Origin of the sequence: Mesorhizobium sp. M1A.F.Ca.IN.020.03.2.1 (assembly GCF_004023205.1) — a bacterium.
Lineage (GTDB): Bacteria > Pseudomonadota > Alphaproteobacteria > Rhizobiales > Rhizobiaceae > Mesorhizobium.
Genome location: NZ_RZSV01000010.1, coordinates 14968 through 37739 on the forward strand (window position 1 = coordinate 14968; position 22772 = coordinate 37739).

General features: G+C 62.7%; 22 protein-coding genes and 1 tRNA gene. 8 read left to right on the top strand and 15 right to left on the bottom strand.

The features are described from left to right. Nucleotides 1-7: 7 nt before the first annotated feature. The 6 genes from deoA to EOA79_RS03390 are packed head-to-tail and all read right to left on the bottom strand — an operon-like array spanning nt 8 to nt 6219. Entirely contained in the window at nt 8-1324 is a 1317-nt protein-coding gene (gene deoA / locus EOA79_RS03365) for a thymidine phosphorylase (RefSeq protein WP_095823454.1), read from the bottom strand. Further along, complete coding sequence (locus EOA79_RS03370; RefSeq protein ID WP_127334733.1) at nt 1324-2130, bottom strand: purine-nucleoside phosphorylase; 807 nt, start codon at nt 2128-2130, stop codon at nt 1324-1326. Before EOA79_RS03370 ends, deoA begins: the two co-directional genes overlap by 1 nt. Next, the gene (cdd, locus tag EOA79_RS03375) at nt 2127-2519 is read right to left on the bottom strand and encodes a cytidine deaminase (protein WP_095823592.1); all 393 of its coding nucleotides are present in this window, start codon (nt 2517-2519) and stop codon (nt 2127-2129) included. Before cdd ends, EOA79_RS03370 begins: the two co-directional genes overlap by 4 nt. Nucleotides 2520-2577: 58 nt before the next feature. Next, nucleotides 2578-3549 (bottom strand): ABC transporter permease, encoded by a 972-nt coding sequence (locus EOA79_RS03380; protein ID WP_095778796.1) that lies wholly within the window; start codon nt 3547-3549, stop codon nt 2578-2580. Between the two features lies 1 nt (nt 3550). After that, nucleotides 3551-4690: an ABC transporter permease gene (locus EOA79_RS03385; protein ID WP_095781077.1), complete on the bottom strand. Its 1140-nt coding sequence runs from the start codon at nt 4688-4690 to the stop codon at nt 3551-3553. Continuing rightward, nucleotides 4687-6219, bottom strand: a complete 1533-nt coding sequence (locus tag EOA79_RS03390; protein ID WP_067325742.1) for an ABC transporter ATP-binding protein — start codon at nt 6217-6219, stop codon at nt 4687-4689. The genes EOA79_RS03385 and EOA79_RS03390 overlap by 4 nt, the downstream gene beginning before the upstream one ends. 162 nt (nt 6220-6381) lie before the next feature. On the opposite strand from EOA79_RS03390, the gene EOA79_RS03395 reads away from it, so the two are divergent. Together EOA79_RS03395 and EOA79_RS03400 are read left to right on the top strand one after the other, a co-directional pair. Then, the gene (locus tag EOA79_RS03395; RefSeq protein ID WP_067002641.1) at nt 6382-6591 is read left to right on the top strand and encodes a SlyX family protein; all 210 of its coding nucleotides are present in this window, start codon (nt 6382-6384) and stop codon (nt 6589-6591) included. Between the two features lie 38 nt (nt 6592-6629). Further along, on the top strand, nt 6630-7037 hold the full coding sequence (locus EOA79_RS03400; RefSeq protein ID WP_095800519.1) for a hypothetical protein: 408 nt from the start codon (nt 6630-6632) through the stop codon (nt 7035-7037). Here EOA79_RS03400 and EOA79_RS03405 read toward each other — a convergent pair. From EOA79_RS03405 to EOA79_RS03420, 4 genes are all read right to left on the bottom strand, one after another. Further along, on the bottom strand, nt 7032-7487 hold the full coding sequence (locus tag EOA79_RS03405) for a GNAT family N-acetyltransferase (RefSeq protein WP_095823457.1): 456 nt from the start codon (nt 7485-7487) through the stop codon (nt 7032-7034). The two genes, EOA79_RS03400 and EOA79_RS03405, sit on opposite strands and share 6 nt — an antisense overlap. 70 nt (nt 7488-7557) lie before the next feature. Further along, entirely contained in the window at nt 7558-8547 is a 990-nt protein-coding gene (locus tag EOA79_RS03410) for a BMP family ABC transporter substrate-binding protein (RefSeq protein ID WP_067325733.1), read from the bottom strand. A 196-nt stretch (nt 8548-8743) separates the two neighbouring features. Beyond that, complete coding sequence (locus EOA79_RS03415) at nt 8744-9064, bottom strand: hypothetical protein (protein ID WP_127334732.1); 321 nt, start codon at nt 9062-9064, stop codon at nt 8744-8746. 91 nt (nt 9065-9155) lie between these two features. Next, nucleotides 9156-9857 (bottom strand): hypothetical protein, encoded by a 702-nt coding sequence (locus tag EOA79_RS03420; protein WP_067325731.1) that lies wholly within the window; start codon nt 9855-9857, stop codon nt 9156-9158. Between the two features lie 403 nt (nt 9858-10260). On the opposite strand from EOA79_RS03420, the gene EOA79_RS03425 reads away from it, so the two are divergent. After that, a tRNA-Ser gene (locus EOA79_RS03425) sits at nt 10261-10350 on the top strand. Between the two features lie 144 nt (nt 10351-10494). Here the strand turns inward: EOA79_RS03425 and EOA79_RS03430 are convergent. Then, nucleotides 10495-11355 carry a DUF1194 domain-containing protein gene (locus EOA79_RS03430; protein ID WP_095823458.1) on the bottom strand — a complete coding sequence of 287 codons (861 nt, stop codon included), beginning with the start codon at nt 11353-11355 and terminating at the stop codon, nt 10495-10497. 141 nt (nt 11356-11496) lie between these two features. Here EOA79_RS03430 and EOA79_RS03435 point away from each other — a divergent pair, with 141 nt between their 5' ends. Continuing rightward, complete coding sequence (locus tag EOA79_RS03435; protein ID WP_127334731.1) at nt 11497-16338, top strand: winged helix-turn-helix domain-containing protein; 4842 nt, start codon at nt 11497-11499, stop codon at nt 16336-16338. Between the two features lie 372 nt (nt 16339-16710). On the opposite strand, the gene EOA79_RS32615 is transcribed toward EOA79_RS03435, so the two are convergent. Further along, nucleotides 16711-16878 carry a hypothetical protein gene (locus EOA79_RS32615; protein WP_164746634.1) on the bottom strand — a complete coding sequence of 56 codons (168 nt, stop codon included), beginning with the start codon at nt 16876-16878 and terminating at the stop codon, nt 16711-16713. 143 nt (nt 16879-17021) lie between these two features. Here EOA79_RS32615 and EOA79_RS03440 point away from each other — a divergent pair, with 143 nt between their 5' ends. The 4 genes from EOA79_RS03440 (at nt 17022) to EOA79_RS03455 (ending at nt 19845) form a co-directional block, all read left to right on the top strand. Beyond that, on the top strand, nt 17022-17501 hold the full coding sequence (locus EOA79_RS03440) for an MgtC/SapB family protein (protein ID WP_067004189.1): 480 nt from the start codon (nt 17022-17024) through the stop codon (nt 17499-17501). A 97-nt stretch (nt 17502-17598) separates the two neighbouring features. Beyond that, the gene (locus EOA79_RS03445; protein WP_127334730.1) at nt 17599-17955 is read left to right on the top strand and encodes a hypothetical protein; all 357 of its coding nucleotides are present in this window, start codon (nt 17599-17601) and stop codon (nt 17953-17955) included. 641 nt (nt 17956-18596) lie between these two features. Further along, nucleotides 18597-19520: an NAD(P)/FAD-dependent oxidoreductase gene (locus EOA79_RS03450; RefSeq protein WP_245322269.1), complete on the top strand. Its 924-nt coding sequence runs from the start codon at nt 18597-18599 to the stop codon at nt 19518-19520. Nucleotides 19521-19539: 19 nt separating this feature from the next. Beyond that, complete coding sequence (locus EOA79_RS03455; protein ID WP_067318770.1) at nt 19540-19845, top strand: hypothetical protein; 306 nt, start codon at nt 19540-19542, stop codon at nt 19843-19845. An 83-nt stretch (nt 19846-19928) separates the two neighbouring features. Here EOA79_RS03455 and EOA79_RS03460 read toward each other — a convergent pair whose 3' ends face one another. The 3 genes from EOA79_RS03460 to EOA79_RS03470 all read right to left on the bottom strand — a co-directional run bounded on the left by EOA79_RS03460 (nt 19929) and on the right by EOA79_RS03470 (nt 22247). Further along, entirely contained in the window at nt 19929-20414 is a 486-nt protein-coding gene (locus EOA79_RS03460) for a DUF2269 family protein (protein ID WP_095823461.1), read from the bottom strand. Further along, the gene (locus EOA79_RS03465; protein ID WP_128292867.1) at nt 20414-21697 is read right to left on the bottom strand and encodes an SDR family oxidoreductase; all 1284 of its coding nucleotides are present in this window, start codon (nt 21695-21697) and stop codon (nt 20414-20416) included. The genes EOA79_RS03460 and EOA79_RS03465 overlap by 1 nt, the downstream gene beginning before the upstream one ends. Before the next feature lie 73 nt (nt 21698-21770). After that, nucleotides 21771-22247, bottom strand: coding sequence for a hypothetical protein (locus EOA79_RS03470; RefSeq protein WP_095800528.1), 477 nt, complete (start codon nt 22245-22247; stop codon nt 21771-21773). Nucleotides 22248-22772: the final 525 nt, after the last annotated feature.

The following is a 22772-nucleotide window of genomic DNA, read 5'->3' on the forward strand; positions in this document are numbered from 1 at the left end:
CGCGATTTTACAGCGGCAGTATCCGCCTGAGCACCGTCTTTTCTGCGGTCGGCTTCGAGTGACCGACCGTATAAGCGGCGCGCACCGCGACGGCGGCAGCCTCGGCGTCGGCCTCGGTCCGCGCATGGACCAGCACCAGCGCCTCGCCGCCATGCACCTCCGCGCCGACCGGCAGCAGCCGGGTGAGGCCGACGGAATGATCGATCTTGTCGTCCGGGCGGACGCGCCCGCCGCCCAGCGCAACGACGGCGAGCCCGATTTCGCGCGTCGCGATCCCGGTGACGAAGCCGTCCTCGGCCGCTTTGACCGCCATTTCCACTGCCGCCTTCGGCAGATATTTCTCCGGGCTCTCGACGAAGTCGGCGGGACCGCCGAGCGCCGTCACCATGCGCGCGAACACCGCCGCCGCGCGGCCGCCGGCAAGCGTCTCGGCCGCGCGCCTGATCCCGTCCTGGTTGGACGAGACAATTCCCGCCAATTGCAGCATCTCGGCGGCAAGCGCCAGCGTGACGTCCTCCAGCCGGCGGTCGCGGAACCGGCCGGTGAGAAAGTCGACCGCGTTCTTCACCTCGACCGCATTGCCCGCTGCCGAGGCCAGCGGCTCGTTCATGCCGGTCACCAGTGCCGAAGCCTTCAGGCCGACGCCATTGGCGACCTCGACCAGGCTGTTCGCAAGTGCTGCCGCATCGCGCGACTTCTCCATGAAGGCGCCGTTGCCGACCTTGACGTCGAGCACAAGCGAGCCGAGCCCGGCGGCAAGCTTTTTCGACAGGATCGAAGCCGTTATCAGCGGCACCGATTCCACTGTGCCCGTCACGTCGCGGATCGCGTAGAGCCGGCGATCGGCCGGCGCCAAATCGGCGGTCTGGCCGATGATGGCGCAGCCCGTCTCGAGCACCGTCTTGCGGAACCCCCCCAAATCCGGCTGGCTGACGTAACCGGGAATGGCATCCATCTTGTCCAGCGTGCCGCCGGTATGGCCAAGGCCGCGGCCGGAGATCATCGGCACATAAGCGCCGCAGGCCGCGACGATCGGCGCCAGCATCAGCGAGACATTGTCGCCGACGCCGCCCGTCGAATGCTTGTCAGTGACCGGTCCCGGCAAATCGGACCAGTCGAGCACGTCACCGGAATCGCGCATCGCGAGCGTCAGCGCCACTGCTTCCTCGCGACTCATGCCTTTGAGGAACACCGCCATGGCGAAGGCGCCGATTTGGCCTTCCGAGAGCGTGCCGGCCGTGATCCCTTGGATGAAGGCCGCGATCTCGGGCGCCGAGAGCTTGTGGCCGTCACGCTTGCGGCGAATGATTTCCTGCGGGAGCATCAGCTTTCCGGCAAACCTTCCTCGAAGACGCGCCGCAGGATCGTCGCCAGCCGCGCGCCGCCGGCCGGCGCCATGTCCTTGGTTTCCTGGTGTGAGAGTTCCGCCCCGGTCATGCCTGCCGCAAGGTTGGTGATGACCGAGCAGGCGGCGACCTTGAGGCCGAGGAAGCGGGCCAGGATCACTTCGGGCACGGTCGACATGCCGACCGCGTTGGCGCCCATGACGCGCGCCATGCGGATTTCGGCCGGCGTCTCGAAACATGGTCCGGAAAACCACATGTAGACGCCTTGGTGGAGCGCGGTGCCGGTCTCCTTCGCCGCCGTCTCGATCGCCTTGCGCAAGCCGGCATCATAGGCCTCGGTGAGGCCAACGAAGCGGCGGTCGCTCGGCTCTCCGATCAGCGGATTGGAGCCGGAGAAGTTGATGTGATCGGTAATCATCATCACCGAGCCCGGTCCCATCTCGGGATCGATCGAACCGGCGGCGTTGGTGAGGATGAGATGCGAGATGCCGATGCCGGCAAGCACCTCGAGTGCCGGGCGCATGGCGGCGGCATTGCCGTGCTCGTAATAGTGCGCGCGCCCGGAAAGCATCAGCACCGGCGTGCCGGCGAAACGCCCTGCCACCACCTCGCCGGCGTGGCCGGAGACGCCGCTGCGCGGGAAGCCCGGCAGTTCGGCATAGGGGATGCGCCTTGCGTCCTCCACCTGGTCGACCAGCCCACCGAGGCCGGAGCCCAGCACAAGCGCCGCGGTCGGGGCCAGCCCGTCCAGTTTCTCGACCAGATGATCCAGCGCTTCCTTCATTTCAGGATATCGCCCCTGAAGCCGTAAGGCAGCATATCGCCCATGGTGACCGTCTCGACCACGCCGGTGTTGTCGCAGAGATAGAGTTTCGTCTCCGGCCGGCAGAATTCCGCCAGCCGCTGCCGGCAGCCGCCGCAGGGCGAGCATTTGACCATGCGCTCGGCGATCACCGCGATCTCGGTGATCTTGCCGCCGCCGCCCATGATGTAGTGGCCGAGCGCGGTGGTCTCGGCACACCAGCCTTCCGGATAGGACGCCACCTCGATGTTGGCGCCGGTGAAGACGCGACCGTCCTCGGTGCGCAGCGCGGCGCCTACGGGAAACTTGGAATAGGGCGCATAGGCCTTGGCCATCGCCGTCCTGGCCGCTTCGAACAGATCATGCGACATTTCCTTCTTCTCTCCCACGATCTTGTTCAAATTGCCGGTTGCCGAGACTGCCCGAGCCTCAGCGTTCCTTGACATAGGGCACGCCGCCGGCGCGCGGCGGGATCGCCTTGCCGATGAAGCCGGCGAGCAGGATGACGGTGAGCACATAGGGCAGCGCCTGCATGAACTGCACCGGCACTTTGCCCAGGATCGGCAGCGGCGAGCCCTGCAAGCGGATCGATGCCGCGTCGAGGAAGCCGAACAGCAGGCAGGCGAACATCGCGTTGACCGGCTTCCATTTGGCGAAGATCAGCGCGGCAAGCGCGATGTAGCCCTTGCCTGCGGTCATGTCCTTTACGAAGCCGCCATTCTGGACCATGGAGAGATACGCACCGGCGACGCCGGTAAGGATACCGGTGCAGATCAGCGCCCGATAGCGCAGCCAGGCGACCGAGATGCCGGCGGTGTCGACGGCGGCCGGGTTTTCGCCCACGGCGCGCATCCTGAGACCGAAGCGGGTGCGGAACAGCACCCACCAGGTGAACGGCACCATCGCGAAGGCGAAGTAGACCAGGATCGAATGGCCGGAGATCAGCTCGGCATAAACGGGCCCGAGGATCGGCACGTTGCGAACGGCTTCGGCGCCCGGCCACACGATCGCCTCGAAGCGCTCGCCCGGCTGCAGCGCCGGCGTGCGGCCGCCCTGCTCGAACCAGGCCTGGCCGAGGATGATGGTCGAGCCGGCGGCGACGAAGTTGATGGCGACGCCGGAGACGATCTGGTTGCCGCGATGCGTGATCGAGGCGAAACCATGCACCATGGCGAAGGCGACCGAGATCAGGACGGCGGTGCCGAGACCGATAAAGGCCGAATGGAAGACCGATGCCGCTGCAGCGCCGGCGAAGGCGCCGACCAGCATCTTGCCTTCGAGACCGATATCGAAGATGCCGGCCCGCTCTGAATAGAGGCCGGCAAGACAGGCAAGCAGCAGCGGCACCGACAGGCGGATGGTGGAATCCAGGACCTGGACGATCGCGTTGAAACTGTCCATCTCAGGCCCCCTTCCCCTTGACCGCCTGCATGCCGACCGATTTCGGGCTGACCGATGCGAACAGCGCCTGGATATAGGGCCTGAACATATGCTCCAGCGCGCCGGCGAAGAGGATGACCAACCCTTGAATGATGACGATCATGTCGCGGCTGATCGCCGGCATCTCGAAGGCTAGCTCGGCGCCGCCCTGGTAGAGCATGCCGAACAAGATCGCCGCCAGCACGATGCCGACCGGATGCAGCCTGCCCATCAGCGCGACCGCGATGCCGACATAGCCTGCGCCCGAGACGAAATCGATCGCCACATTGTGCTGGTCGCCCATCACGGGGTTGAGCGCCATCATGCCGGCCAACGCACCCGAGATCATCATCGCGGTGAGGATGATGCGGGTTTCCGAAATGCCGGCATAGCGCGCCGCCTTCGGACTATGGCCATAGGTGCGCATCTCGTAGCCGAGCTTGGTGCGCCAGATCAGCAGCCAGACCAGGAACGCCATCGCCAGCGCCAGCAGGAAGCAGATGTTGAGCGGCGCCGAGCGGATCTTGGCGCCGAACAATTCGATCATCCAGTTGAGCTTCGGCAATTCCGCGCCGGCCAGGAAATTGCGTGTCTGCGGCGCCTGCGATCCGACCGGCTTCAGCGGACCGACCAGCAGATAGACCATCACCGAGGCAGCGATGAAGTTGAACATGATGGTGGTGATGACGATGTGCGAGCCACGCTTGGCCTGCAGATAGGCCGGGATGAAACCCCAGAGCGCGCCGAACGCCGCCGCGGCGACGATCGCCATCGGAAATATCAGCCACCAGGGCAGGACGCTGTCGAAGCTCAGGCAGACGAGCGCGATGCCGAGGCCGCCGATATAGGCCTGGCCTTCGGTGCCGATGTTGAACAGGCTGCAATGCGCCGCCACCGCCACCGACAGCCCGGTGAAGATGAAGGTCGTGGCATAGAACAAGGTGAAGGCGATGCCTGTGCCCTTGCCGAAAGCGCCTTCGACCAGGATGACGGCGGCGCGGAACGGATTTTCGCCGACCAGCATGACGACGAAGCCCGCGACGATGAAAGCAACCGACAGGTTGATCAAAGGGATCAACCCATAATCGGCCCAGGCCGGGAGCTTGGCGTAAGGCGTGCTCATTCGGCGGCCTCCTGGTGCTCGACACCGGCCATCAAGAGGCCAAGCTCGCCTTCCGTCGCTTCCGGTCCGCGTTCGCCGACGATGCGGCCGGCGAACATCACCAGGATGCGGTCGGACAGCGAGCGGATCTCGTCGAGCTCGACCGACACGACCAGCACCGCCTTGCCCTGATCGCGCATGGCGATCAGCCGCTTGTGGATGAATTCGATGGCGCCGACGTCGACGCCGCGCGTCGGCTGGCCGACGATCAGCACGCCGGGATCCTGCTCCATCTCCCTGGCCAGCACGATCTTCTGCTGGTTGCCGCCGGAGAAATTTGCGGTCTTCAGCCGCGGATTGCCGGGACGGATGTCGTATTTCTCGATCTTGTTCTTCGCGTCGGCCATGATGGCATCGACGTTCAGGAACGGTCCCTTGAGATAGCGCTCGTCGTCATGATAGCCGAGGATCGAGTTCTCGTTCTCCTCGAAGGCGAGCACCAGCCCGACATGGTGGCGGTCTTCCGGCACATGGGCGAGACCGCGGTCGCGCAATTCGCCGGGATCGGCCTTGCCGGTCAGGTCGATTGGCTTGCCGTCGAGCATGACCTCGCCCGAGACGGCGTGCCGGATGCCGGAGATCGCCTCAAGCAGCTCCGACTGGCCGTTGCCGGCCACGCCGGCGATGCCGACGATCTCGCCGCCGCGCACGTCGAAGGAGACGTCGTCGACCATGGTGACGCCGCGTGAATCCTTGACCGTCAGGTTCTTGACCGAGAGTTTTGTCGCACCGGCCTCCGACTGGCCTTTCTCCACCCGCAACAGCACGCGCCGGCCGACCATCAGTTCGGCCAACTCGCCGACCGTCGTTTCCCTGGTCACCCTGGTCGCCACCATGGTCCCCTGGCGCATGACCGAGACCGTGTCGGTAACGGCCATGATCTCGCGCAGCTTGTGGGTGATCAGCACCACCGTTTTTCCCTGTTCCTTCAGCTGCTTGAGGATGCGGAACAGATGGTCGGCCTCGGCTGGCGTCAGAACCCCTGTCGGCTCGTCGAGGATCAGGATCTCGGCGCCGCGATAGAGCGCCTTGAGGATCTCGACGCGCTGCTGCAGGCCGACCGGCAATTCCTCGATGATGGCGTCGGGATCGACCTCGAGGCCGTATTCGCGCTCCAGCCGTTCGAGCTCGGAGCGCGCCTTGGCGATGCTGCTCTTCAACAGCGCGTCGGTCTCGGCGCCGAGGATGACGTTCTCCAGCACCGTGAAATTGTCGACCAGCATGAAATGTTGGTGCACCATGCCGATGCCGAGCGCTATCGCGTCGTTTGGGGTGTTGATCGACACCGCCTTGCCGGCGACGCGGATTTCGCCGCTGTCGGCCTGGTAGAAGCCATAGAGGATCGACATCAGCGTCGATTTGCCTGCGCCGTTCTCCCCGACAATGCCATGGATGGTGCCGCGCGTGACTTCCAGGTTGATGTCGCGGTTGGCGCGCACGGCGCCAAAACTCTTGTTGATGCCTATGAGCTCGATTGCGGCTTGCGCCATGCAGCCTGTCCCACTCGTTATTTTTTATCGCTTGGTCAAATTGCCTAGCACGACGCCCCGCCCGTGCCAATTGGCCGGAACGCCATTCACTCTCGACAAATCCCCCCGCGCTTGTCAATTTCGAAGGTGGCCGGGAGCTTCACATTCACAGAGACCGGGATGATGACGATGCCTGACGATCGGCTGACGACGCTGGAAATCCGCGCCGCCGAGCAGGAAAAGACGATCGAGGAACTGTCCGGCCAGATCGCCGAGCAGTGGACGGTGATCGAGCGCATGGAACGCAAGCTGGCCGCCCTTGCCGACCGGTTCCTGGCCCTGGAGGAGCAGGCCGCTCCCGACGTGCCGGTGACCAAGCCGCCGCACTACTGAGCCTGCAGGGGGAGCGAGCGAGTTCGAGGAGAACGGTCATGGCCGGTGAAGGAGACCGCATCGCAAGGGCCGGCGACTATGTCTTCGGCCTGATGGACGAACGGGAGCGCGCTCGCGCCGAGCGCGACCTACAGATCGATCCCGCCTTTCGCGACGCGGTGCTGCGGCTTGCCGAACGCATGCGTGCTTTGGAGCCGCAGGGAGCGTCGGCCACGGCTTCGGATGAGCGCTGGCAGCTTATCCAGCGCCGGCTTGGCGAATTGCCGCAAATGCGGTTTGCCGGGCTGGACAAGGGCGATGCGAAGCCGCAGCCGATCGTGATCAACAAGATCGAGCGCAAGCCTTATGGCGTCGGCCTGCATTCTCTTGGCGGCCGGCTCGGCCTGGCTATCGCGCTCGCCCTGGCGGCCGCCTTCGCGCTGGGCTATCTCGCCGGCACGCTATAGGGCGCACGACATCAAAAGCATCGGCTCGCCCTCCTGCTCGAAAGCTTCCGCCGCAGTCCAGCCAAGCGCTTCGTAGAACGGTCGTGCCTGCCAGGTGTAGAGATAGAGCCGGTTAACGCCGGCCGACGCGGCGTGGCCTTCTATGGCCCTGACCAGCGCCGTGCCAACGCCCTGCCCTCGATACGCCTCGTCAACAACAAGCCCGGCGAGCCACGGCGTCAGATCATGCGCCGGGTCGATCTCGTTGCGGACGAAGAGGCAACTTCCGATCGGCGAGCCGCCGAGGCGGGCGACGACAGCCGCCTCGAACCCGTCGCCTGCGATCAGCCCGCGAAGTCCCGCAATATCCTCTGCGAGCGTCCGCCCTGTGCCTTCAAAGAAGGCGGCCAGGCGCAGCTTGGCGATCGTCTCGACATCGCGCTCCCTCATGGCTTCGATAATCGGTTGCATGATGCTGGTCCCAAAAACAAACCGCCGGGCAAAAAGCCCGGCGGTCTAAGAAGCCTCGTTCAGTTGCCGATCAATATGGGCAGTTGTTGTCGGTGGTGTAATCGTGCACCTGGACCTTGCCGGCGATAATGTCGGCCTTGGCCTTTTCGACCGCCGCCTTCATCTCGTCCGTCACCAGCGCCTTGTTGTTGTCGTCCATGGCGTAGTCGACACCGCCTTCCTTCAGGCCGAGATTTTCGACGCCGCCCTTGAAGGTCCCGTTCTTGCCGTCCATGAAAGCCGTGTAGACGGCAACGTCCACGCGCTTCAGCATCGAGGTCAGCACCTTGCCGGGCTGCAGGCCGTTCTGGTTGGAGTCGACGCCGATGCCGAGCTTGCCGGCATCCGCGGCCGCCTGCAGCACGCCGACGCCGGTGCCGCCGGCCGCGGCATAGACGACGTCCGCGCCCTGATCGATCTGGGTCTTGGCGATCTCGCCGCCCTTGGCGGGGTCGTTCCAGGCGGCCGGGGTATCGCCGGTCATGTTCTGGATGACCTCGGTGGCCCCGGCAGACTTGGCGCCGCCGACATAACCACATTCGAACTTGCGGATCAGCGGGATGTCCATGCCGCCGACGAAGCCGACCTTCTTCGACTTTGACGCCATCGCAGCCAGAATGCCGACGAGGTAGGAGCCTTCGTTCTCCTTGAACACCAGCGAGCGGACATTGGGCAGGTCGACGGCATCGTCGATGATGGCGAAGTTGAGGTCGGTATATTCGGCCGCGACCTTCTTCAGCGCATCTTCCCAGGCAAAGCCGGCCATCACGATCGGGTTGCGGCCGTCCTCGGCGAAGCGGCGCAGCGCCTGCTCGCGCTGCGAAGCGTTGGAGACTTCGAATTCGACATAAGCGACGCCGGTTTCCTTCTTGAATTTCTCGGCGCCGTTATAGGCAGCCTCGTTGAAGGATTTGTCGAACTTGCCGCCGAGATCGTAGAGGATGGCCGGCTGGACATCCGCGGCGAAGGCCGGGAGAACCATTGCGGTTGCGGCCAGGAGGCCGAGAACGATACGTTTCATGTGATCCACACCCTGTCGGTTATTTTCCGTTGCACCGCACACCCTGCCCGGTTCTCCGGCAGGCATGCGACGTCAGGCAGGAAGTGTATGCCCCTCCCGCTCGCGGCCAATCTGGCACGGCCCGAAACAAAATTCACGTGGAATTTTGACCTGTTGGAAAAAGCGTGAAGGCCGACCGTTTCGGGCGGAGTCAGCGTCAGTTGGTCGGGGCGAGTTCGTGGCGCCGCCGGCGGTAGCCGAGGGCGTAGAGCAGGAACGCCAATACCGCGAACACGGCGAATCCCGGCTGGCCGAGCACCCAGGCGATGATCCCGTCCCAGACCAGCGGACTGGCCTTGGCGCGCACATAGGTCTCGAACGCGGCGCGCGTGTCGGGCGATACCGCCAGCCAGCTTGCGTTGAGCGGCGTCATGACCAGCGCCGACGCCGCGACAGAGCGCGTGGTGTCGATCACCGCCATGATGACAGAAATCGACAACGCAACCATGGCCGCCAGCCGAAAGATGAAACGCAGCATCCAACGCACTCCCCGGGAACACTCCCGTCTGCCCCGCCAAACGACATAGAGCGTGCACAACCGCCACGCAATCGCGACACGTGATTTTGAGTTAGGCCCTCCGCGCCGCTTTGCGCCGGTTGACGCGCCAGATGGCGAAAATCCCGCCGCCGACGGCTCCGATGATCAGTCCGCCCAAGCCGATGAAGACAGCAAAAAACCCGCAGGCGCCCTCGAAGCAGCTCATATGGGTGGCGTCGGCGATTAGCGACCCCGCGAAAAATCCGATGCAGGCGCCGATGGCGCCACCAAGAATGATGCCGAGCAACGCGGCGACGAGCGAGACCAGGAGCGGCGGGCGTACGGCCTCGGGATTGGCATACACCGTGTCGGCGCCGGCGCCGCGCCGCAGGAGGTAGATGCAGAGCAGGCCGATGGCGATCTCGGCCACCGTGAAGCCCAGCCCTTCGGCCGAGAAGACGAAATCGGGGACAAGAAGCGTGTAGGCCTGACGCACGACGAGCCAAAGGATGATGGCGACCTGCCCGATCGTATAGTGACGCGGGAAACGCGCCGACCGGTTGAAGGCGAGGCCGAGCAGGTAAAGTCCCCACAGAATGGTCACGACGCCGCCGGTCAGCCCGCCGTAGATCAGGAAGAGCACGCTTTCCGGCAGATTGAAGTCGCCGATCAGCCGCCAGCTCGAGATCAGGCCATAGGCCGAAAGCGCCATCACGATGATCAGCCACGCCACCGGGATGAAGGAGAGCCCGCTGTCGGGCCGGCCCGCGGGCTGCTGGTTGATCGATGCCATGTCAGGACGATGCCCCTCGCAAAGCCCAAGCAGTTCCGGGAACTGCGTCGTGGTTTTCCGTCCGGAAGTGCACAAAACAAACGCCTCAGGGAGTCGACAGGCGGCCAGAGCCGAAGTCAAGCGCGGGAAACTCCGCCGGCCGGCCTGTGCACAGCATTCGGCTGCATGGCAGGCCACCGAGGCAGCTTCCGTGTCATCCACGGCAAAAGCCACGGAATGACTTGGCATTCGCTTTCGGATCGACTAGATGAGCCCCGCGCCTGTTTTGCCTAGACGGCTAGAGGTGCCGGGAAAGGGTTGCCTGCCGGTTGAAGGCACCCCAAATTTAGGCCGAGAGGCCTTCCCGAGGGAGATGCATCTCCCCAACCCGCGCGGCGAAACCGGCCGACGCGACATGCAAGACGGAGAGGTGGCCGAGTGGTTGAAGGCGCACGCCTGGAAAGTGTGTTTACGGGAAACCGTAACGCGGGTTCGAATCCCGCTCTCTCCGCCATCAATTTTCCTAATACTAATGTTTTCAACTAGTTTGCGAAGAAGGAAGGCACCCCAAAGCCGTCCGCAATTGGCTGTTAGGCAGGTGCCCGAAAAGACGTTCCGTGCGGCCCGCCCCAGAAACCGTCGCGCTAACGCCGATCGGTTACCGCCCTGGCAGCTGACCGATCACGTTGCAATCGGTCGTGCTGTCTGAACGCGCCGTGTAGGTGGCGTAGATCACCAAATCCGTGTTCATGGCGATTTCACGCACCAGCTTTCGACGGACTGCGGTGGCGAACATGGCGGGCTCTGTGACACCGATTGCAAACGCGTCTGGTCCGCCAATGACGCAGCGCTCGAAATAGGATTGCAGGTTGGAACGGCCATACCTCGCGAACCCGTCGGCCCCGCCAATCCGGGGCAGTGCGATAGGCAGCCCGTTGATCGTCACGCCTTCCGCGAGAAGAACCTGCCGGATGGGGTCAAGGAGTGCTCCGGCATTATTGGGTCCGTCGCCGGATATATCAACGACCCTGCGCGGGCTGCGCAAGCCACTATTCGCGAACAGATCATTCGCGGCAGACAATGCACCGGAAATCGACGTTCCGCGGCCTTCAGTCAACGACAAAGCCGCGAGCCTGTCTGCCAAAGTGAGAGCGTCCTCGCGACTTTGGACGATTGTCCATGGCACGATGACGGTTTGCTGATTTGGCCCTGCCCACTCCAGATAGAGCACTGCAATTCTTCCACGCTCTCCCGACTTGACTGCCCCCGCAATGTCCGCGTGGCGGAAAGCATCGACGTAGCCGTCGCGCTGCACTCTTTGCTCAACTTTGCTCATCGACGGCGAAACGTCCACTGCAAGGATCAATTGCAGATCGACGTCGACCAGGCCGTCCTGGGAACGGTCGGTTGAGTGAGCCTGGGGCGCCATTGCCAAGAACAGGGTCATCAGGCACACGCCTGTGAGCCGGAGCACCAGCCTTGCGCCCACACTTCGAGCAATCTGCACTTCGTCGTCCATGGTGAGCCTCTCGCTGACGCTGCGATTGTCGGTCCGAGGCGTCTCGGGGTCACGAACGGCTTCCGATCATTTGCCGAAATCGCGCTCCCCGCCCGATGTGAATGATGATGGCAAGCGCGAAACCGTGCTAGGATCGAAACATTGGACTGCGGCTTCGTGCTTGAGGGAAACGGCTTGAGTAGCTCGCCGCCCACGATGTTCGTGCTCAACGGCGTTACCGTCGACGTGAGCAGCGAGACCTTGCGCGACAAATCCAACAGCACAATCGCACTTCGTCACCAAACCTTCGCGGTGCTTCGTCACCTTCTGGAGAACGCTGATCGCGTCGTCACCAAGGACGAGCTGATGAGGGCGGTCTGGAACGGGATCGCGGTCACCGACGACAGCCTTGTGCAATGCATTCACGAGATCCGTGCGGCGCTCAATGACGGTCGGCAGGCTGTTGTGGAGACGGTGCCTCGGCGCGGTTACAGGCTGGTCCGTCCTTCAAGCGCCGGGCCAAGAATGGCCACTATCCTGGCAGCCGAACTGGCTGCTGACGGTCGGCCGCCAGGTGAGGCTGAGCGGGGCGCTGCTGTACCAATCGGGCCGTACAGGCAGATCGTCGATCGGCTGCTGGTGCAACATGCCGGTCGCGTGTTCTCGAGCGCCGAAGAGAGCGTGGTCGCCGAATTCGCAGGCCCTGTCGAGGCCTTGCGGTGTGCGAGCGACATCCAGCATGAGGTCGACAGACGGAATTGCCAAGTTCCCAAGACAAAGCGCCTGCGCTTCCGCATCGGGCTTCACCTCGGTTATGTCGTCGACGAGGGCGACCACCTCGGGGGCGAGGCGGTCGAGGTCGCAGCCCATGTTCAATCATTGTCACGACCGGGCGGGATTTGCATCACGGAAGCGGTTCATGCCCAGGCTCGAGACCGGCTCCCGCTGGAATTCATCGAGCTTGGCGAGCAGAAGCTGAAGGACGTCGCACGTGCCCTGCGCATCTACCGCGTACCTCTTGCTTCAGAGGAACCGGTCAGGTCGCCATTTCGCGGTCTCGATGCCTTCGAATTCGAAGATGCCGATCTCTTCTTCGGCAGAGCGCGGGCGATTGCTGCCTGCACTTCAAGACTGGAGCAGCAGGCAGCAAGCGGCACCGCATTCCTGCTAATCTACGGCATGAGCGGTTGCGGCAAGTCTTCCCTCCTGCGCGCTGGCCTGCTGCCGTCATTGATCCGGCCCGGAACCGTGGCGGGCATATCGTTGTGGCGCCGCTGCCTGATCCGCCTCTCCGAAGGACCGGATTCATTCGCTGTGCTGGCTGCGGCGCTGCTTAGCGAAGCTGCTGTGCCGGAACTGGCCTGCGAAGTAACAGCCGCGGAGCTCGCTCGGCTTTGCAGAAGCGCGCCGGATCGGGCGCTGGCGATGGTTCGCCAGGCACTTGGCAAAGCCGCTGGGTCGGCCCGCTCGCAGATCAGATTGGTTGTCGCCATCGATCAGCTGGAGGAGCTGTTCACGACGGAGAAGCAGCCGGCGACGCGCGAGGCTCTCGTGCGGCTCATGACGCTGCTCGCCGCGAGCGGACTGGCCTGGGTGATCGCGGCGATCCGTTCAGATTTTTTTCACCGTTGCGGCGAGGTCCCGGGGTTCTCGGCGCTCAAGGATGGCCTCTCCAGCTACGAACTCCTGCCGCCGACTGGCCCGGAGATCGGTCAGATCATCCGTGAGCCGGCGGGCGTTGCCGGACTCCGCTTTGAGGAGAATGCCGAGTTGGGGCGACTCGATGACGTGCTGCAGGAGGCAGCAGCTGCCGATCCCGGATCATTGCCGCTTCTGGAGTTTGTGCTCGACGCGTTGTACCAGGCCGGCCGCCAGCGCCGCGTTCTCACCTTTGCGGATTATCGCGCGCTCGGCGGGCTCGAAGGCGCAATCGCGCGCCGCGCCGATGAAGTCGTGGATTTACTGGCGCCCGAGATCCAGGAGGCCTTACCGACGGTACTGGGCGCCCTCACAACTGCAAGTCTGAGCGATGACACCGTGACGGCACGTCCAGCCCTGCTCACCGAAGTCGCAGGTACTCCCGCGCGATCGGCGCTGGTCAGAGCCCTGATCGACGCGCGGCTCCTCGTCAGCGACGAGGACGCCGCAGGGCGTGTCTTCGTGCGCGTTGCACATGAAGCACTGTTGAGGCGCTGGCCGCGCGCAAGTGACATTGTGAATGCAAACCGGAATTTTCTCGAGACGCGCGAACGCCTCAGGGCTGATGCCCACCGATGGCACCTGGAAAGCAGGAATCGAGAGCTTCTCCTTCCGTCCGGCAAACGTCTGGCGGAGGGCGAAGAACTAATGTTGTCGAGACGGGAGGAGATCGACGATTATGTCCTTGAGTACATCGAGGAGTCTTTGCGTGCCCATCGGCAGAAAGAGGAGAAGGACCGGCACGCAGCGCTAGCGCTGATCGAGGCCGCCGAAGAGGCAAAACACGAGCGCCTGGAGCGCGAAGCCGAGCGCCGGAGCCTGGCGGCGGCCGCAGCAAACCGGCTTTCCCGACGTACCCGCAACGCAGCGATTGTGGCGATAATGCTCGCTCTCATCGCGGGCGCAGGCGCGCTGGTCGCCTTCAGGGCGCAGGAGGAAGCGAGGTCGCAACGCGACCAGGCGATGCGCAATCAGTTCCTTTCGCTCTCGTTCCTTTCGGAGCAGTCCACCGCGGCAGGCAGCACCGAGGCTGCGATCCTCTTGGCGCTTGAAGCACTGCCCTCAAAAGACCAATCCGAGCGGCAATATCTGTTCGAGGCGGAGGCAGCCCTCTACAAGGCTCTGCTGGCGCACCACCAGATCAAAATCTTCCGGCATGGCGCCGGCGTGACGGATACGGCATTCAATCCGAGCGGCGATCGCATCGTCACCGCATCCTACGACAAGACTGCAGCCGTCTGGGACATCTCCAGCGGTGCCGAAACTGCAGTTCTAATGGGTCATGAAGCGGCCTTGGAGAGGGCTGAATTCAGCCCGGACGGGAGCCGTATCCTGACGGCGGCGAGGGATGGCACTGCACGTCTCTGGGACGCTGTCTCGGGAGAGCAGCTCTTTATCATGCGCCCGGTAGGCAATTATCCGACGGCAATCTTCAGCCCGGATGGCACCCGGGTGCTGACGGCGGGGGAGAACAGCGATGCAACCCTCTGGGATGCTCGGACTGGAAAGAAAGTTCTAGGTGTAAAAAGCGACGCATATACGCGTGCTGTTTTCAGTTCAGACGGCCGCAGCTTCGCGACGGCAGGCAAGCATTTTGTTTCGATCTGGAATAGCGCAGACGGCGCGCTGACGCGGTCAATGCGAGTGACCTCCTGGCCCTACAGCCTGGCGTTCAGCCCGGACGGAAGCCGGATGCTGGCCGGCCCGTGGGGTTGGCATTCACACCGAGACACTTCCAGCCTTTTCGATTTGTCGAAAGGAACGGAGATCGCAAAGCTGGCCGGCAGCAAGAGCGACACGCAATTGAACGGCGTCATTTTCAGTCATGGGGGTCAGCGAATCGCCACGGTATCCATCGATGGCACTGCCCGAATTTGGGATGGAGCGTTGGGAACGCTGGATCATGTGCTAGGCCAAGAGGTTTCGGGGTTGAAGGCAGACATCGATACGGATGAACGCGATGTGGAGATGAACGGTGCTTTCACTCCGGACGACCGCTTCCTGGCGACTGCCTCGGTCAATGGGCCGATCCGCATCTGGGACGCTGAACGCGCCTCGTTGGTGACGACGATCGCCGGTCATGAATCCTTGGTCGAGCATATGGAATTCAGCCCGGTCGACAGCAACATTCTTCTCACTGCTTCACACGATGGCACCGCTCGGCTGTGGGATGTCGACGGCGCGCTGACGACTGCGCTCTCACATGAATATCGGCCGACTTTCGCGGTCTTCAGTCCCGACAATGTCCACCTGCTGACCGGCGGCGGCGACAGCGCGGCGCACCTGTGGGATGTCGTGAGCGGGCGCGAGACAATCCGGCTCGATACACATGAGATCGTTCAAAGCGCGACGTTCAGCCCAGATGGAAGGCGCGTCGCGACGGCATCTCTTGGGGGGCAGGTCCGTGTTTGGGATGTGGCCACGGGACACGAGACCGCCCAGTTCCGATCACATCGCGGCCTGATCCAGATCCAGTTTGGTCGCGACGGCAAATCGCTTCTCTGCGCATCGATGAACGGCACCGCGCAGCTGTGGGACGCGGCGACCGGCACCGAGCTAGCCGCCATTAACACGAGCAGCAACCTACCGCAGGCCATTCTTAGCCCTGACGGAAATCTGATCCTCTCAGCCAGGGAAGACAATGCGGGCCACCTCTTGACGACGGGCGGAGCCGAGCTCAGGGTTCTTGTGGGGCATCAGGATCGCATCACGGCAGCGGCCTTCAGCCCGGACGGTCAACTCGTCGCCACGGGCTCACTCGACCACACGGCTCGCATTTGGTCGACCACGGACGGAGCAAACGTCAGAACGCTAGTGGGACACACCGGCGCGGTAACGGTCGTCGCCTTGAGCCCCGACGGTCAGTTGCTGCTGACCGGCTCGCGCGATGGAACCATCCGGATCTGGAGCGTCGCTGGCGGACTGGAAAGGGCCGTTCTAAGGGGCCACAGCGGCGCGGTGGACAGCGCCCAGTTCAGTCCCAACGGTTTGTATGTCGTGACCGCGTCCTCGAAGGATCGCACGGTCCGGCTCTGGGCGACGCAATCGGGACGCCAGATTGCCGTCCTCGGCAGCCACGACGAAGCAACCATTCTACTGGGCTTTACACGCGCAGCTTTCAGTTCCGACGGCACCCGCGTTGCAATTGTTTCCGGCGAAAAAGATGTCCGCATCCTTCGCGTCTTCCAAACGTCCCGGGACCTCATTGACTTCGCCCGGCGCACCGTCCCTCGCGAACTCACCGCTTGCGAGCGGCGAAGCTTCTTCCTTCCTGAAGACCCTGCAATTGGCACTTGTCCGGGCTGAGGTCGACAACGGGGTCAGAGCGCTTGTGATCAATCTGCGATGCCAGGCCGATACCGCAGCATGTTTTCGATCTTCTTCGTCCGCTGTGGAGGGTGCGTAGCAGCCATTCCGGGTCTGGGTTGGGCATTCTGATCGAATTCATAAGAAACTGGGATGGAGACGTGTCTGTACCTCAGACAGGTAGGCTTGCCGGTCGCCATCCAAGGCAACCGTGAAGCAAACAGCGCAACGAGCCGGCGCGAAAGCCAAATTTTTTCAATTATTTAGATGCGAACTCGAAAGACGCTCTCTTCGCCAGCACTCCAACGGTCGGGATGGCGGCAAGCCGCATCGCGGGCGGCTCAGATTGCGCGCTCTGGGGTGTGGATCGGCCTATGGTTCGTCCTTGTCGATCCCGATGCTCTCGCCCTCGCCATGCACCTGGTTCCGGTCCCAATCGTTGGTCTTGTCAGGCGTTTTCGCGGCAGCTTTTTGGTTTTCCCGTTCCTTGTCCTTGCGGGGCTTAGGACCGGGCAGATCGCGCGATGATTTGGGTTCCATTGAGGTGTGTCCCTGTCAGTCGAACAGAACCCAACGTGGGCTGAGCTCGAATGTTCCGGCGCTTTGCCGGCGATATGCATTGCAAGGACATCCCGGCGTCCTGCGGAAGGAACCGGGCAGCCCACAGATACGTTCTGGCGCTCATGGATGAGCTTGTTGAACGTTTCGGGCAGCAAACCTGGCTGCCATTTTCCGTAATTTCAGCCAGGCTTTTACTGGCTGCGGTTCTTGGCTCACTCGTCGGCATGGAGCGTGAATGGCGTAACCGGCCGGCCGGGCTGAGGACGCATATCCTGATCTGTCTAGCAACCGCCTTGATCGCCATCCTGGCCATCGAAATCACCCATCTCCCCGTCTTCGATGGCCAGGAGATAGCCATTGACCCCATCCGCCTGATTGAAGCCACAACTGCCGGCGTCGCATTTCTGGCTGCAGGGCTAATATTCTTCTCCAAAGGGGAAGTTCAGGGGCTGACGACCGGCGCGGGAATGTGGCTGGCCGGTGCCATTGGATTGGCAGTGGGTCTCGGGTTCTGGCAGATCGCAATTCTTGGCACAGTCTTGGCGCTGATCGTGCTAGGGCTTTTGCAGCTGGTGCAGGTTGCCCCAAAGGACAAGCAATAGTCGGAGCATTTGGAGGCAGGGCGTCCAGTCCCTGCGCTTGTCGGCGTTACAGTGTTTTGCTGAATTGCAGATACCGATCGTCTCGGCCGGCGCACTCATGGCAGATCATCACTTGTCACCAGATCAAGTGCAGACACCCATGGTCCGGGCCGACAAGGCAGGAATCCTCCTAGCCATTTTCGGCTCTGCGCAGCAGCCGCGACAAGTGCTGCCGATGCATCGCCTGCATGTCTTCAAGCAGTTGGAGGAAGCGCAGGGCGTCATCGGTCGGCAATCCCTGATCGCTGAGGTCGGCAACCAACTCGTGCTGAAGGCGAAGGTGCCGCTCGCCTTCGTGAACATGCCGCCTGGCCTTTTCGATATCATCGTCGATTGCCATTTACCGGAACGTCGCTGGTGTCGTGACGTTCCTCGGGTGGGCTGTCCAAGATTGGAACTGATTGCGCGGCCATGACTTGTTATGGAGCGGTCGTTTACCGTTGGGACGTAGCCGTCTCGGCAGCACAAAGCCCGTCGCTTACGCTCATTAGCTGCGACGGGCTTTTCAAGTCTTAGAAAATGTTAATGTCGGTTGCCGCAAGCGCGGCGCATAATGGAACTCTGCTCCGCTGCGCGGGGTAAGGGCCCGGCCTGTATGTCAAGCCCCCAACCCCGCCCGGCAGGCCGGGCTACTTTGATCCACAAAAGCGAACTTTTGCACCGTCCGGTCCGCCGCGTGGCGAGAACGGCGGCCTGCGGCACGTGAAGGCAGCCGAACGTCGTCAGCGTCTGGCGAGACAACGGATCGGCGAGCAACGCGAATGCACGGCGGAACCAATAGGCAAGGGCGCGGTTGGGGCAGATGGTCGCCTATAACGAAACAACTGATCCCGCGCTTACCGGTGCACGCGGTCGAGGCCGGATTTTGCGCCCTCGTTTCTGTCTGTTCGGAAGGAAACGAGGCCATCCTCACCAGCGACATCTGTGTCGGCCTCATTCTTATGAGAACCGGGAAGCAGTCGCGCACGCCCTTGGTCTTAGTCACCAACAGACAAGTTCGTTTGCCGGGCACGAGCCGCTTGCAATAGCTCTGCATCACCTCCCGGGAGTTCTTTGGTGATCGAAGACGATAGCGTCTGTCAGTGGGAACGAATTGACTGCTTGGTTATCGGTGGCGGTCCGGCCGGCCTGGCAGCAGCGACGTATCTCGGGCGCTTTCGCCGCCGGGTCGTCGTTGTCGATTGCGGTCAAAGCCGCGCGAAGCTCATTCCGATTACCCGCAACTGTCCCGGCTTCCCCGACGGCATAGCCGGCGCCGAACTGCTGAATCGGCTGCGGCAGCAGGCTTTGCAGAGCGGAGCCGATCTTAGGCACGATATAATCCACGAGATTGGCCGCGACGGAACGGATTTTATTGCGATCGGTTCGACAGCCATTCGTTCCCGCGCGGCGCTCCTGGCTACTGGCATTGTCGATAAGCTTCCAGAGACGCCTTCGGCAGACGATATGATCAGAGCCGGCACCTTGCGCCTCTGTCCGATCTGTGACGGCTATGAGGTGATCGATAAGCGCGTCGCAGTCCTGGGCCCGGCGGAAGAGGCGGTGAAGAAGGCATTGTTCATGCGGACCTACACTCGCGACGTCACCGTGCTGACGACCGATGCTTCGAGTGAAATTGATGCAGATGCCGGCCGACTGATCCACGAAGCTGGAATCCAGCTCGAGCCCTGCATCCCTCATTCGCTACGACCCTCGGGAGAGCAGGCCACCATTCAACTCTCCAACGGAACAGCATCCTCATTCGATACCGTCTATCCAGCCATGGGATGCACGATAAGGTCGCAACTTGGCCTAGATCTCGGGGCGACATGCGACGAGCTTGGAAATCTTGTCGTGGATGCGCATCAGCGCACGGTCGTGCCAGGCCTGTATGCCGCTGGCGATGTGGTCAACGAAATCAATCAGATTGCTGTCGCATTCGGCCACGCCTCGATCGCAGCCACCGACATGCATAACTATCTTGACGATACCAAGTGCTAGTTTTCACCGGTGAATTGTGATGCATCTTGTTCAGATCCTGCTCCCCTGCTCGGACAACAACGGCCAGCCTTTCGCTCAAGAAGATTTCGACCGCGTGAAGGAAGAACTGGCGAGTCGCTTCGAAGGCGTTACTGCTTACCTTCAGGCGCCTGCCGACGGTTTGTGGAAAAAGGGTGCCGAGTCCAACGCCGACAAGATTGTGATCTTCGAAGTCATGGCCAACGAGGTCGATCTCATCGACTGGCGTGAACGCCGGATCGCACTCGAGCGGTGGTTTCGACAGGAGAAGGTGGTTATCCGCTACATGCCGATCGCGCTGGTGTAGTCGTTCTTGTCCATGCACGGGAAATCAGAGCCGGCGCCTCTCCTCCCGGCGTAGCTAAGATGAGTTCGCTCGGCCCGTCGGGATCAGCCGGTCCCGAACCATTCGATGGCCGGGCGGGTGATCATCAGCCATAAGATAGCGGCGACCGCGCCGAAGGCCGGAAAGCCGAAGACGAACCAGAGCCGGAAAAGCCGGTGATAGCGCGGCGGAAGCAACTGGCCGGCTTTCGCCGCCGCCAGGGCAAGATCGCGCATCTCCATCTGCATCCAGACCACGGGAAGCCAAAAAACACCGGTCACGACGTAGAGAAGGATCGACAGCGCGATCCAGCCGTCCCAGAGCGAATAGCCGACGAGCCGGGCAAGCGCGACGCCGGTGATCGGTTGCGCTACAACTGCCGTTGCCGTGAACAGGAAATCGGCAATCACGACAATGCGCGCGACCGCGGCCACGGTAGCCGGGTTGCCGGTCCGGTGTGCAAGCAGCATGAAGAAGGCGATGCCAGCGCCCGTCCCCAGCAGAACCGCCGCGCCGACGATATGGAGATATTTGAGACCGAAGTAGAGCATCAGCGCTCCTCCAGGATCTCCAATGCGACGAAGTGCAGAAGAACGATCGGCAGGATCTTCATCAGCGGGCCGAGCGGTTCATTCCACAGATCGGGCCGCAGGAGCGTGCCGGCCAATGCATAAAAAACGCATACGCCGATCGCTCCCCAGAGCCCAACGCGCGCGGTTTTGCGAAGCGCGATGAGAAGGCCGATGACCAGGTCGGCCAGCGCGCCGGCGATGACCAACGGCGCCGCCAGCGCGCTCACCGCGGTACCGATCAGGAGTTGGACGCCGCTCTGCCATCCGGTTGTCAAGGATATGATTCCGGTCATGATCCAGAAGAACGGCAGCACCGTGAAGATCGCGGGTTTGATGAAGTAGAGGCCGGCAAACCACCTGTCCTGCACCGTGGCTGGGTTTGCGGCGAGTGCTGTCGGGAGACCTCGCGGCTCGATCCCGGTTATCGCCTTCCAGGGTCCGGGATCACCGGTGGCTCCCCGGCTGATCTCAAGGGCGGCGTTGGTGCGCATGGGAGGGCGCCATCCCAGCACACTGACGGCGTCACCCAGCCGATAAAGTAGACGCGCCGCCCATCTCGGGAGAGCCAGGACGCGAGCCTCGTCCCATCCAAGCCACCTGCGGTAATGCGCGACTACCTCCTCCATTGCGAAGGCGTCCGGACCAGCAAGGTCGAGAGCGATCCGTGACGGGCTGTCAGGGCTGAGGAAAAACGCCACCGTTTCGACCACGTCCTCAAGTTGAACCACCTGCAGACGGCCGGAGCCGGGCATGGAGGGCAGCAGAGGAAGCGCGGCAAGGCCGCGAAACAGGGCGCTCGCTCCAAAAACGGGGCGGCCCAGAACGACGGAGGGTCTCAGCACGACCCAATCCAAGTCGAGCGTCATCAAGGCCTCCTCGCCGGCATATTTGCTGGCGGAGAAGGCCGAGGGTTGCTCACGATCGACGCCGATAGCGGAAAAGTGGATGACCCGGCGCACCCCGGCTTGCTGGCAGGCACGAAACAGCGCCGCTGCGCCCAATGCATGAACCCCTGTCGCATTTTCGCTGGCGCTGTCCTGCAGAACACCGGCACAATTCACCACCACGTCAACGCCTTGAAGAGCACTGCCCCAGTTCTCGGGGGCGAGCGCCTTCGCCATATCGATGGCGACCGTTCCCGCCTCCCCGGCCCGGCTTGATCGGCGTCGTGAGGCCCGCACGACCTCGTGCCCTGACGCGACCAAACGCGCGCACACCGCTGTGCCGATGAGACCGTTCGATCCCGTTACGAGAACCTTCATTGCCGATGTCCCGCCGGACAAGACAGCGCGGCGGGCCGAAGGGTCGGATCGTTCCGCAGAACGCGCCGCCCGGTCACCGGCTTCTCCTCTCGGCTTGCTGGTCGAACGCCTCGATGGCGGCGCGTTCCATTTCTCTCAGTGATCTCGAAAGCGTCAGGCCCCAAACGACATGAGCTGCAATCATCAGCATGTTTCTCCTGATGGGGTGACGGTGCGCCGGGGTCAGAATGCGGGCGGCGGGAATCCAACCGAGATAGCTCAGCGCCCAGATGCATAAACCATAGGCGATCCCGCTCCCTCGAGTGGTGGGCAGCAGGGCAAACAAAGCACCGGTGAGACCGCCAAACCCGAAATGCGCAAGCAGTGTTCTTGAACGTGCTTCGCGCTCGTCAACAGCTGGAAAAGTGCGGTCGACGATCTCGCGAGGCGGGAGCGGATAGCGCTCGTCGTCGGGCAGGACTGCGTGCAGGCGCCTCATCGTTGATGTCATCGCCATGGTCGCCGCGACGCCTGCCACAGCCCCAAGCAACGCCTTATTGAGCGGCCGCATTGCTCACCATCTCTTCTCCATTGGGATCGAAAGACGACCTTTGCGTCCAGCCTGACGTCGACGCTTCAGGCCAGAAGCAAGAATCAACGCCGTCGTCCTCGACCCTCACTTCGCTTTAAAACCTCCATCAACCCGGCAAGCCGGTCAGGGAGCCACCTCTCGGTCCGAAACAGCGGAAGTGCACGCAGATGGCGCCTCATTATCTCACTGGAAAACTGGCGCCTCAGTAGCTGCGCAATCTGCTCATTATTATGTCTTCTATGTCCAACCATTTTCGTGACCGCAATCGGTTCGGTCACCAAACCGGAAAGACTTGCAGTTTGTTCCTGGACAGCTGAGCTCTTCTGTCAGGTCCATTATGCTAAGTGCTCGTCGTCCTGTTCTGAGGTTGGCCATCCGTGTTTTCGCCGAATTGCACCCGACGACGGGCGCCGATATTGGAGCACGACCGGGGCGGGTCGCACCAAGAATGGTGACATGGGCAGCGCCGCCAACATCCAGAAGGCGCCGGCGCGGGCAGCAGCC

Excerpts from the sequence above, each read along its gene's own strand:
- deoA (WP_095823454.1), bottom strand. The coding sequence starts at position 1,324 with ATGCTCCCGCAGGAAATCATTCGCCGCAAGCGTGACGGCCACAAGCTC.
- EOA79_RS03370 (WP_127334733.1), bottom strand. The coding sequence starts at position 2,130 with ATGAAGGAAGCGCTGGATCATCTGGTCGAGAAACTGGACGGGCTGGCC.
- cdd (WP_095823592.1), bottom strand. The coding sequence starts at position 2,519 with ATGTCGCATGATCTGTTCGAAGCGGCCAGGACGGCGATGGCCAAGGCC.
- EOA79_RS03380 (WP_095778796.1), bottom strand. The coding sequence starts at position 3,549 with ATGGACAGTTTCAACGCGATCGTCCAGGTCCTGGATTCCACCATCCGC.
- EOA79_RS03385 (WP_095781077.1), bottom strand. The coding sequence starts at position 4,690 with ATGAGCACGCCTTACGCCAAGCTCCCGGCCTGGGCCGATTATGGGTTG.
- EOA79_RS03390 (WP_067325742.1), bottom strand. The coding sequence starts at position 6,219 with ATGGCGCAAGCCGCAATCGAGCTCATAGGCATCAACAAGAGTTTTGGC.
- EOA79_RS03395 (WP_067002641.1), top strand. The coding sequence starts at position 6,382 with ATGACGATGCCTGACGATCGGCTGACGACGCTGGAAATCCGCGCCGCC.
- EOA79_RS03400 (WP_095800519.1), top strand. The coding sequence starts at position 6,630 with ATGGCCGGTGAAGGAGACCGCATCGCAAGGGCCGGCGACTATGTCTTC.
- EOA79_RS03405 (WP_095823457.1), bottom strand. The coding sequence starts at position 7,487 with ATGCAACCGATTATCGAAGCCATGAGGGAGCGCGATGTCGAGACGATC.
- EOA79_RS03410 (WP_067325733.1), bottom strand. The coding sequence starts at position 8,547 with ATGAAACGTATCGTTCTCGGCCTCCTGGCCGCAACCGCAATGGTTCTC.
- EOA79_RS03415 (WP_127334732.1), bottom strand. The coding sequence starts at position 9,064 with ATGCTGCGTTTCATCTTTCGGCTGGCGGCCATGGTTGCGTTGTCGATT.
- EOA79_RS03420 (WP_067325731.1), bottom strand. The coding sequence starts at position 9,857 with ATGGCATCGATCAACCAGCAGCCCGCGGGCCGGCCCGACAGCGGGCTC.
- EOA79_RS03430 (WP_095823458.1), bottom strand. The coding sequence starts at position 11,355 with ATGGACGACGAAGTGCAGATTGCTCGAAGTGTGGGCGCAAGGCTGGTG.
- EOA79_RS32615 (WP_164746634.1), bottom strand. The coding sequence starts at position 16,878 with ATGGAACCCAAATCATCGCGCGATCTGCCCGGTCCTAAGCCCCGCAAG.
- EOA79_RS03440 (WP_067004189.1), top strand. The coding sequence starts at position 17,022 with ATGGATGAGCTTGTTGAACGTTTCGGGCAGCAAACCTGGCTGCCATTT.
- EOA79_RS03445 (WP_127334730.1), top strand. The coding sequence starts at position 17,599 with ATGGCAGATCATCACTTGTCACCAGATCAAGTGCAGACACCCATGGTC.
- EOA79_RS03455 (WP_067318770.1), top strand. The coding sequence starts at position 19,540 with ATGCATCTTGTTCAGATCCTGCTCCCCTGCTCGGACAACAACGGCCAG.
- EOA79_RS03460 (WP_095823461.1), bottom strand. The coding sequence starts at position 20,414 with ATGCTCTACTTCGGTCTCAAATATCTCCATATCGTCGGCGCGGCGGTT.
- EOA79_RS03465 (WP_128292867.1), bottom strand. The coding sequence starts at position 21,697 with ATGAAGGTTCTCGTAACGGGATCGAACGGTCTCATCGGCACAGCGGTG.
- EOA79_RS03470 (WP_095800528.1), bottom strand. The coding sequence starts at position 22,247 with ATGCGGCCGCTCAATAAGGCGTTGCTTGGGGCTGTGGCAGGCGTCGCG.